Raw genomic sequence first — 9,327 nt, 5'->3', positions numbered from 1 at the left:
TCCGACATTTCTTAATCCGTCCAACCTGTCGAACCTGTTGCGGCAAGTCTCGGTCAACGCGCTGATTTCCTTCGGCATGACGTTTGTCATTCTGACCGGAGGCATTGATCTTTCCGTCGGTTCGCTGCTGGCGCTTTCGACCGCGTTGATGGCGGGCATGATCAAGAGCGGCACGGACCCTGTCGTGAGCATGGCGCTCTGTTGCCTGATCGGTATCGCGCTCGGCGCCGCCAACGGACTCATTATCACGTATGGTAAAGTCGCGCCGTTTATCGCGACCTTGGCGACGATGACGATCTTCCGCGGGGCGACGCTGGTGTACAGCAACGGTCGTCCGATCAGCGGCTTGACTTCGCATCCGTTTTTCACGGCGTTTGGCATAGGCGACGTCTTCGGCGTACCGGTGCCGGCGATCACGACGTTGCTCATGTTCGCGCTTTGCTGGTTTATTTTAAATAAAACGACGCTCGGCCGAAAAACGTATGCGGTCGGCGGCAGTGAAAAAGTATCGTACATCGCGGGTGTTCATATCTCGCGCGTCAAAATTTTCGCATACGCGATCACGGGTCTTTTAACCGCGTTGGCGGGGATCATCATTACGAGCCGCCTCAACTCCGCCCAACCTACGGCGGGGACCGGTTATGAACTTGACGCGATCGCTGCGGTCGTTTTGGGCGGGACCAGTCTGGCCGGCGGTAAAGGCCGCATCACGGGTTCTCTGATTGGTGCGTTGATCATCGCCACGCTCACAAACGGACTTAATATTTTGAATGTTTCCAGTTTTTACCAACAAGTTGTCAAAGGCGGCGTTATTTTGTTGGCGGTTCTGATGGATCGCAAAAAATAAGAGGGGGTTATGGAATGAAGTTACGCAAGTTATTACTCGTCGTGATGTCGCTTTGCCTGGTCGTTTTGATGGCCGGTTGCGGCGGCAGCGACAAAAAAGAAGCACCGGCGGCTAAAACCGGTGAAAAAATTACGGTAGGTTTCTCCGTATCGACTTTGAACAATCCGTTCTTCGTCACGTTGAGCGACGGTGTCACCGAAAAAGCGAAAGCTTTGGGCGTAGACGTGCAGACGCTTGACGCGGGGAACGATCCGGCTAAACAGGCCAATGATGTAGCGGACCTGATCCAGCACAAAGTAAACGTTTTGCTGATCAACCCGGTCGATTCCGCGGCGATCGCCAACTCGGTTGAAGCGGCCAACAAAGCCGGTATTCCGGTTCTGATGGTGGACCGCGCTTCTGATGGCGGCCAAGTCGTATCCCTGATCGCTTCCGATAACGTTAAAGGCGGCGAAATGGCGGCGCAATACATTATCGATAAACTCGGCAGCAATGTAGCGGTTGCCGAAATGGAAGGTATCCCGGGCGCATCTGCGACTCGTGAACGCGGTGAAGGCTTCCACAAACTCGCCGACAGCAAATTGAACATTGTCGCCAAACAGACGGCAGAATTCGATCGGACCAAAGGTCTGACGGTGGCGGAAAACATTTTACAAGCCAACCCCGAAATCCAGGCTATTTTCGCGCACAATGATGAAATGGCACTCGGTGCTATTGAAGCGGCGAAGAGCGCCGGAAAACAAGTATTTATCGTCGGTTTCGACGGCACGGAAGACGGCATTAAAGCCGTTAAAGACGGTTCGATGGCGGCTACGATCGCGCAGCAGCCGAAACTGATGGGCGAACAGGGCCTTGAAGCCGCCGTTAAAGCGGTTAAAAAAGAAGCGGTTGCCGATCATATCGCCGTACCGTTGAAACTCGTCACGAAATAAGCGCAGTTCCATGACAACTTGATGAGGTAGATAAAAAGGACAAGCATCCGCTTGTCCTTTTTTGTATAAAAAAGCGGTCGTGCATTGCCCAACAAATGATAGCGATGTAATAAAGATGACAGATGACATGGCGACAATTTTGGAAGTGCCTGGAAGTCAGAAAATGATTTGCATCCAGAATAAAATACAGATTTCCTGAAATTTCTGACGGCCGAACATACAGGAGAAACAGAAATAACTGAGGCAGGTGCGTCAACCGTTTTGCGAGGTTGCCCGTATCGTTTTACTTTTGTGACTGTACCGCGTTCGTTTTTTAGTTTATAATGGAATTACTATATAAGTACGACAGAGGAGGACTAATATGGCTGAGGAAACAAAAGCAAAAGCACTGAAAGAGTATTTTGAAGCAAATCACCCGGGCATCTTCCAGGTGGAAGAGATCGGCGATGAAATCCACACGCATGTGTTCCGTTCCCATATTCAAACGGAAGGGCAAAGCTTGCCGACGGCGCTTTTTGTCGACGACACCATCTACGTGATGATTCGTGTCCAGGTAGCGACGGGCGCGCTCAAAGAGAAAAATGAAGAACAGGTATTGACCTACTTGAACGAACAAAACCGTTCGTATAAAGTCTTCAAATATTTCCTCGATGAAGACGGAAATATTTTCCTGGACGCCTGCGTACCGACAACAGATGACGACTTCAATCCGGAATTAATTCGTGTGATTTTGGATGTCATGGTCGGTCACCTGACGGAAAATTATGCCGGTTTGATGAAAAAAATCTGGGCGTAAAAAACCAATAAAAAAGAACCGCAACCGCGGTTCTTTTTTATTGCCGTGCCGGTGCGAAAAGCTCAGTGCTTTTCAAATGTGCCGAAAACGATCGGCTCGCCGTTATCGACCATGAGACGGCCTTTGGCCCACAGTTTTTGCAGTTCAAACCGGTCGTTGATCGTCATGAAGTCGGCATCTTTGCCGACGGCGATTTCGCCTTTTTTCTTGAAGCGGAAGAGGTCGGCGACGTTTTTGGTGAGAATGGAAAGGACGGTCGTAAAATCACAGCCTTCCGTTTCGACCGCATCGCGGAATTCGGTCATCAGTGAGGACTGATCGCCGATACCGACGCCGATGTTGTTGCCGTGATCGTCAAAGAGCGGTACCGAGCCGTAGCCGTCCGAGCTCATCAGGACATGCGACATGTCGCAGCCTTCCTCAATTAGGCGGCGAATCGCTTTGGACGGTTTGACGGCATGTTTGCTTCCCGCCTCCGGACTGACGCAGGACGTGAGGTCGATATAGCCGCCGTCTTTGACATACTGTACCGCTTCGTTAAACAGATGTTGGTTGCGGTTGGTGTGGGTCGGCAGCATGTTGGTATAAGGAATTTCCGTTTCGTTTGCGATCTGACGCAGCGGCTCGAGTCCTCGTTCGCCGTCGCCCATGTGGAAATTAACGATGCCCGCTTTGCCCGCGAGCATACCGCCGATGCGGACCTGCGCGACGATATCGCGGTAGAGATCGTAATTCGGCTGTGACGAACGGTGATCGGAAACGGCGATTTCGCCGGCGCCGATGCATTTGTCAATCAGCATGATGTCGGAACGAATGCTGCCGGTGATGGTCGGCGTCGGTACTTCGTACGAACCGACATACATGTAGGCGGTGAGACCTTCATTCTCCAACGCATACGCTTTGGCGAGCAGGTTTTCCTGCGAACGGGTCACGCCGTCGGTACCGCATAGACCGCAAATGGTGGTCACGCCGCAGCGTGTCGCTCTGGATAAAGGCATTTCCGGCGTGCGGGTATGAAAGCCGCCTTCGCCGCCGCCGCCTGTGATATGAACGTGGCCGTCGATAAAACCTGGGATCAATCGCATGCCTTCGCAGTCGATCGTTTCCGCTTCAACACCTTGTACATCGAGTTGGTCATCGATGGCTTCGATGATGCCGTTGGCGATTAAAATATCTTTCGTTCCGAGGTCTTCTGGCGCAAATACATGCGCATTCTTTAATAAGGTCAGCATAAAGGTATCCTTTCAGCAAAAACCGCCCCGAAGGGCGGCGTTTTAGAATAATGCCAGGATCAATTCCATGGCCCAGATGGAAGCCATTGCGTTGAATACGCAGATGAAAATGATGATGGGGTAATGTTTTCCCGGAACTTCCGCCGTACCCAATACGCGGCCGACGTTTTGCACCGGATTGCCCATCAGGTAGCAGGCCGGTACCATTACGGTCGCTTCGTACGGGCTGATGGCGCCGGCGGCTAAGAGGGCCGCCATGATGCCGATAGCGCCGCCCATTGAAAGCAATGACGCCATGATTACGGTGATCGCGACACCCGGCAGGAGCCAGAGCGACATAATCGGACCGGCGATCGAACCGATCCAGTCCAAAAGTCCCGTAATTTTCAAAGCGTGAATCAGGATGAAGGCGAGCATGACGTTCGGCAGCATGTTGCGAACGCCGATTATCAGACCGTTGTACGCGCCTTCGGTGAAGAGCTCGATAAAGCCTTTGCGTTTTACTTGCGCAGTGCGTACTTCACTCATGCGACGTCACCCGCCTTTCCTTCGGTGGTCTGTGCTTGCGGGTCACGGCCTTCCGTGGCTCGCAGATAGAAGCGGACGATATTGCCGCCAATAAATTTGAAAATCATAATGACCAGTATCGGCAAGCCAATCGGTACCAAGAGGATGGAAAACACGGCTACGCCCGAAGAGAAATAATTCGAAAGCGGCGCGGAGCCGGAAATCTGATAGCCGCAGAAAATGGAACGTTCGCGGCTGGTGATCAAGCCGTCTTCGTAGAGCACTTTGGTCATGCCGGCCGCCGCGTCGGTCGTCTGCAAGTTGGCGATCATCGCCAGACCGCACACGCCCGGGATACCCAAGAGCGGACGCAGTAACGGCGAAAGCATTTTTTGAGCGACTTTCAAGCCGCCGTAGCCTTCGACCACATGGATGAGAGCAATCGCGAAAATCAAAGCCGGAAGCAACGTCAGCGCAAACACAAAACCGTCGCGCGCGCCGGTACCGCCGGAACCGCGGAACGAAGCCATCTTACCGGCCGCCGTTTCCCAGGTACCGAAACTGCCGTTCAGGACGGAAAAGTCAAACACTTTCCACCAGCCGGCTGCCTCGGCGAAAAGACCGGAGAAAAACAGCAAGGCTCCGAAAAATGCCACATAGCTTCCCCAGGTAATCGCGGGGCCCTCCTCTTGAGGCGTCGCCGGCCGAGGGGCAGGGTTCGTCACTACAGGATCCGTCACGGTGGCGTCATGACGAAGCTCTTCTTGGTGAAGTTCGGCATTGCGAACTTCTTCATTTGTTTGAGCCATACTAAGCCTCCCTTTACTTTATTTAGTCTATTGTACACAAACAAAAATCCATTTGCAATATACTTTTTATTTTTTCACAAGGTTTTGTCTATATTTTGCTAAAAATGCTATGGTATACTGCACATAGAAATCATCAGGGAGGAAAAACCATGACGCAACCTATCGTAATGATTACCGGCGCGAGTTCGGGTATCGGCCTGGCTACCGCCGAACTCTTGGCGCAAGAAAACTATGAATTAATTCTGCTCGCTCGACGCACCGAACCGATGTCGCAGGCGGCCGCCGTGTGGGAAGAAAAATACGGCGCGAAAACGCATGTTTTTCCGCTGGACGTGACCAAGCGCGCGATGGTGGAACGTGTCGGTCAGCAGCTTGTGGAAGAAGGACTGGTGCCCGATATTTTGATCAATAACGCCGGGCTCGCGCGAGAATTGAAACCCTATGCGGAAAATGATCTCGATGACGTCGATGAGATGGTCAATACGAATGTGAAAGGTTTACTGTATGTGACGCGAGCGATGCTGCCCGCGATGATCGAGCGCGGCAACGGCCATATCGTGAACCTCGGCTCGACCGCGGGGCAAGGCGCGTACGCCGGCGGCGCCGTATACTGCGCCACGAAAGCCGCCGTTAAAATGCTCGGCGATGCGATTCGGATTGAAACGATTGAAACCGACATCAAAGTGACGACGATCATGCCGGGCATTGTCGAGACACCGTTTTCGGAAGTTCGGTTCAAAGGGGACAGTGATCGCGCGGCGGCGGTCTATGCCGGTGTGGAAGCATTGACGCCGGAGGATATCGCCGAAATCATCGCATTCGTTATTTCCCGTCCGCGACGCGTGCAGATCAGTGATGTGACGATCTTGGCGAACCAACAGGCGACCGGATCGATGATTCACAAAAGCAAATAAGGCAATAAAAATAAGGCAATAAAAAAACACCGCTCAAGGCGGTGTTTTTTATTGTTAGCGTTGTCGCTTGTTCCAATGTACGAGCGCATAGGGCACAAGCAACACAATGGCAATCGTTAGTGCGGGAACCACATAGGCGGCGTACGGAATATAGGCCGTAAGATACGGTCCGACGATGCCGTCATGCAGCAACATAACACCCGATGTATGACCGAGGATCGCAGCCCCAAGCGGGATCAGCAGCGGGAAACGTTCCATGAAATGGGCGATCAGTTTACTGCCGCCGATGATCAGCGGGATACTGATGAGCAAACCGATGATGACGAGTAGCGGATCACCTTGCGCCGCGCCCGCTACGGCCAACACATTATCCAAACTCATGACTACGTCGGCAATGATAATCGTACGCACGGCCGAACCGAGGGAAGCGACTTTTTTCACGCCGGTTGACGAATTTTCCTGCGGCAGCAACAGTTTGATGGCGATCGGAATTAAAATCAACGCGCCGATGGCCTGCAAAAGAGGCACCGTCAGCAGCTTGACCGCGACCAGAGTCAGCGACGCCCGCACCAAGATAGCGCCGGCCGCGCCGATAAAAATGGCTTTGTTTTGCAAACGCGCCGGCAACTGCCGCGCCGCCATCGCGATGACGACCGCGTTATCGCCGGCCAATACTAAATCTAAAACAATAATGGACGCGACAGAGAGCCAAAATTGTAATGTTAAAATTTCCAATACCAGGACCTCACTTAAAAATTATTTTTGTTCGTTATTCGTTTTGTCTTCGGTAACTGTCGATGCGGATGATTGTTTGCTCAGCAGGCGCGGTAAACCGAGAATGAACAGAATGATCGCGGCGGGAACGAAGTGTTCCATGAGCGGCGAAATGTTGAGCAGGTAGCGACCGACGATCGGATCGTGCACGATCATCGTACCGGCCGCGTAACCGAGCAAAGCCGCTCCCGCGGGCACCAGGATCGGATATTGATCCATCAGTCGGGCGATCAGTTGGCTGCCCCAAACCACCAACGGGATGCTGACCAAAAGGCCGATTATTACGAGGACAATATTACCTTGGGCAACGCCTGCGATAGCAAGCACATTATCGATTCCCATCGCGACATCGGCCACGATAATCGTACGAATCGCGCCGCTGAGCGACGTCGCGGAGAGAACTTTGTTGGTATCTTTGCCGGTCTGGTGCAACAGCTTGATCGCGATCGGAATTAAAATCAGACCGCCGATCGCTTGGATCAGAGGCACACCTAATAACCATGTGGCGATTACGGTCATCAGCGCGCGAACGATGATCGCGCCGGCCGTACCGATAAAAATCGCCCGCTTTTGTAAATGCGGCGGTAATTGGCGAGCCGCCATCGCAATCACGACCGCGTTATCACCTGCGAGTACCAAATCCAAAAGAATAATGGATCCGAGAGAAAGCAAAAATGAAGGGGATAAAAAATCCATAACACTGCCTTTCTCAGTAAAAAATAAAATGTTCCGACATAAAGAAAGAGACCTTTACCTTGCACGCTGCAAGTAAAAGTCTCACTGCATCCTGTGGATGGTCGCGCCAGCTTTTTTATCAGCAGGGTTGTTGACGACGACAAATTAGTTACTCCCTTTTACGAAAGTTATTATACCAAATATAAAAAGAGGTTATCAAGGTAAGACCGAAAAAGCCCTAAAAAAGGGCTTTTTCTATTCGTTTTAAAAACGAAAAATAAATTTTATAAAGTACTATGCAAAGAGGAGGATAGGTGTTAAAATAAATGCACCAAAGAGAAAAAACGAGCAAAAATGTGATTTATTCATATCTATCATTACTTATCATTATCTATCATTATCTATCGTGATCTATCGCGCACGAATTAACTCTATTATTGATACGATAGTCGGCAAGTCGCAACGAGTCTGCGATTGCTTCGAAGAACTTGACTCGTAACGCTCTACGGTACATTCAAAGAGAGGTGAGTACATTGGCAAAAGTAACGAAAAAAATGAATGTGTGGCAACTGACGATGTTGACCGCCGCGAATATGTTGGGTGCGGGGATCATTATGCTTCCTACCAAGCTGGCGCAGGTGGGGACTATTTCCGTTCTGTCCTGGTTGGTGACCGCGGTCGGCTCATTGCTTTTGGCACACGTTTTTGCCCAGTGCGGCATGTTCACGCGGCACAGTGGCGGCATGGGCGGTTATGCCGCGTATCGTTTCGGCTTGCCCGGTTATTTCATGACGAATTTCGCGTATTCGGTTTCCCTTATTATTGCCAATGTGGCGATTGCCGTATCGGCTGTCGGGTATGGCGCTACTCTTTTCGGCTGGCAACCGCATCCCGGCCAAATTGCCGCCGCTACCATGCTGCTTTTGTGGGTGGCGGGTGTGCTCAATTTCGGCGGCAGCCGTTGGACGGGGAGCATCAGTTCCGTGACGGTTTGGGGATCGCTTTTGCCCGTTCTTTTCTTAACCGTCGCCGGTTGGTTTTGGTTTGATTCCACGCTCTATATCGAGTCGTGGAATCCGTCCGAGACGCCGTTCTTTTCCGCGGTCAGTGAATCCGTCACGCTGACCCTTTGGGCATTCCTCGGTTTTGAATCCGCGGCCGTGAATATGGACGCGATTGAAAATCCGCAGCGGGATGTACCGCGCGCCACCTTCTTCGGCACGCTTGACGTCGCCGTTGTCTACATTGCTTCGACCAACGTGATGGCGGGCATTGTGCCGAATCTTGATTTACTGCATTCCAATGCGCCGTTCGGTTTGACTTTCGCCGTATTGTTTGGTGGTACCATTGGCAAAATCGTTATGGCGATGATGGTTATTTCCTGCATGGGAGCGCTGCTTTGCTGGCAATTCACGCTCGCGCAGGTGTTTAAAAGCAGCGCGCAAAACGGCGTATTTCCGAAAGTATTCAGCCGTCTTTCCAAACAGGGTGTGCCTGTTAACGGCACGCTGATCCTGTTGGTCCTTCAATCGTTGCTGGCATTGATGACCATGGATGAATATCTGTTTGCGCAATTTGAAAGATTGGTCAATCTCGCTGTGGTTACCAATGTCGTACCCTATCTGTACTGCTGTCTCGCCGCGCCGACGCTTTTGCGGGTCGCGGGTCTGTCGGCAAAACAGATTTTGTGGATGCGCGGGATCTCCGCTCTGGCGCTTGCGTATTCCACGTACGCCATGTATGCGGCGGGTCTGGAAGCGATTCGCGGCGCGGTCATTGTACTTTTCATCGGTTACCTGCTCTATCGCGGCACCGTGGCTCGTCGTCCGGAACGAGTTCAA

Annotated in this window: 10 protein-coding genes; 5 read left to right on the top strand and 5 right to left on the bottom strand. The window is 51.9% G+C overall.

Annotated elements, in window-relative coordinates; genetic code table 11:
* The 3 genes from rbsC to KH813_RS04915 all read left to right on the top strand — a co-directional run.
* Nucleotides 1-847 (top strand): ribose ABC transporter permease (rbsC, locus tag KH813_RS04925; RefSeq protein ID WP_303993975.1); only part of this gene is annotated, 847 nt, incomplete at its 5' end.
* Nucleotides 848-861: 14 nt separating this feature from the next.
* Entirely contained in the window at nucleotides 862-1,779 is a 918-nt protein-coding gene (gene rbsB, locus KH813_RS04920) for a ribose ABC transporter substrate-binding protein RbsB (RefSeq protein ID WP_075939085.1), read from the top strand.
* Nucleotides 1,780-2,140: 361 nt separating this feature from the next.
* Nucleotides 2,141-2,575, top strand: a complete 435-nt coding sequence (locus tag KH813_RS04915) for a YbjN domain-containing protein (protein WP_303993971.1) — start codon at nucleotides 2,141-2,143, stop codon at nucleotides 2,573-2,575.
* Between the two features lie 62 nt (nucleotides 2,576-2,637).
* Here KH813_RS04915 and iadA read toward each other — a convergent pair whose 3' ends face one another.
* The 3 genes from iadA to KH813_RS04900 are packed head-to-tail and all read right to left on the bottom strand — an operon-like array spanning nucleotide 2,638 to nucleotide 5,123.
* Nucleotides 2,638-3,807, bottom strand: a complete 1,170-nt coding sequence (iadA, locus tag KH813_RS04910; RefSeq protein WP_303993969.1) for a beta-aspartyl-peptidase — start codon at nucleotides 3,805-3,807, stop codon at nucleotides 2,638-2,640.
* Between the two features lie 42 nt (nucleotides 3,808-3,849).
* A complete protein-coding gene (locus KH813_RS04905; RefSeq protein ID WP_303993966.1) occupies nucleotides 3,850-4,335 on the bottom strand; it encodes a nucleoside recognition domain-containing protein in 486 nt (161 codons plus the stop codon).
* Nucleotides 4,332-5,123 (bottom strand): nucleoside recognition domain-containing protein, encoded by a 792-nt coding sequence (locus KH813_RS04900; RefSeq protein ID WP_303993963.1) that lies wholly within the window; start codon nucleotides 5,121-5,123, stop codon nucleotides 4,332-4,334. Before KH813_RS04900 ends, KH813_RS04905 begins: the two co-directional genes overlap by 4 nt.
* Before the next feature lie 149 nt (nucleotides 5,124-5,272).
* Between KH813_RS04900 and KH813_RS04895 the strand changes: the two genes are divergently transcribed.
* On the top strand, nucleotides 5,273-6,037 hold the full coding sequence (locus tag KH813_RS04895; RefSeq protein ID WP_303993960.1) for an SDR family NAD(P)-dependent oxidoreductase: 765 nt from the start codon (nucleotides 5,273-5,275) through the stop codon (nucleotides 6,035-6,037).
* A gap of 54 nt (nucleotides 6,038-6,091) precedes the next feature.
* Here the strand turns inward: KH813_RS04895 and KH813_RS04890 are convergent, their stop codons facing one another.
* Both KH813_RS04890 and KH813_RS04885 read right to left on the bottom strand, forming a co-directional pair.
* A complete protein-coding gene (locus tag KH813_RS04890) occupies nucleotides 6,092-6,772 on the bottom strand; it encodes a TerC family protein (RefSeq protein WP_075939080.1) in 681 nt (226 codons plus the stop codon).
* A 21-nt stretch (nucleotides 6,773-6,793) separates the two neighbouring features.
* Nucleotides 6,794-7,507, bottom strand: coding sequence for a TerC family protein (locus KH813_RS04885; RefSeq protein WP_303993956.1), 714 nt, complete (start codon nucleotides 7,505-7,507; stop codon nucleotides 6,794-6,796).
* Nucleotides 7,508-8,040: 533 nt separating this feature from the next.
* Here KH813_RS04885 and potE point away from each other — a divergent pair.
* A partial coding sequence (gene potE / locus KH813_RS04880) for a putrescine-ornithine antiporter (protein WP_303993978.1) occupies nucleotides 8,041-9,327 on the top strand: 1,287 nt, incomplete at its 3' end.

Origin of the sequence: Negativicoccus succinicivorans (assembly GCF_018373335.1) — a bacterium.
GTDB classification, from domain to species: Bacteria; Bacillota; Negativicutes; order Veillonellales; family Negativicoccaceae; genus Negativicoccus; species Negativicoccus succinicivorans_A.
The sequence above is the reverse complement of the archived record's forward strand: the minus strand, read 5'-3'. Positions and strand labels throughout refer to the sequence as shown.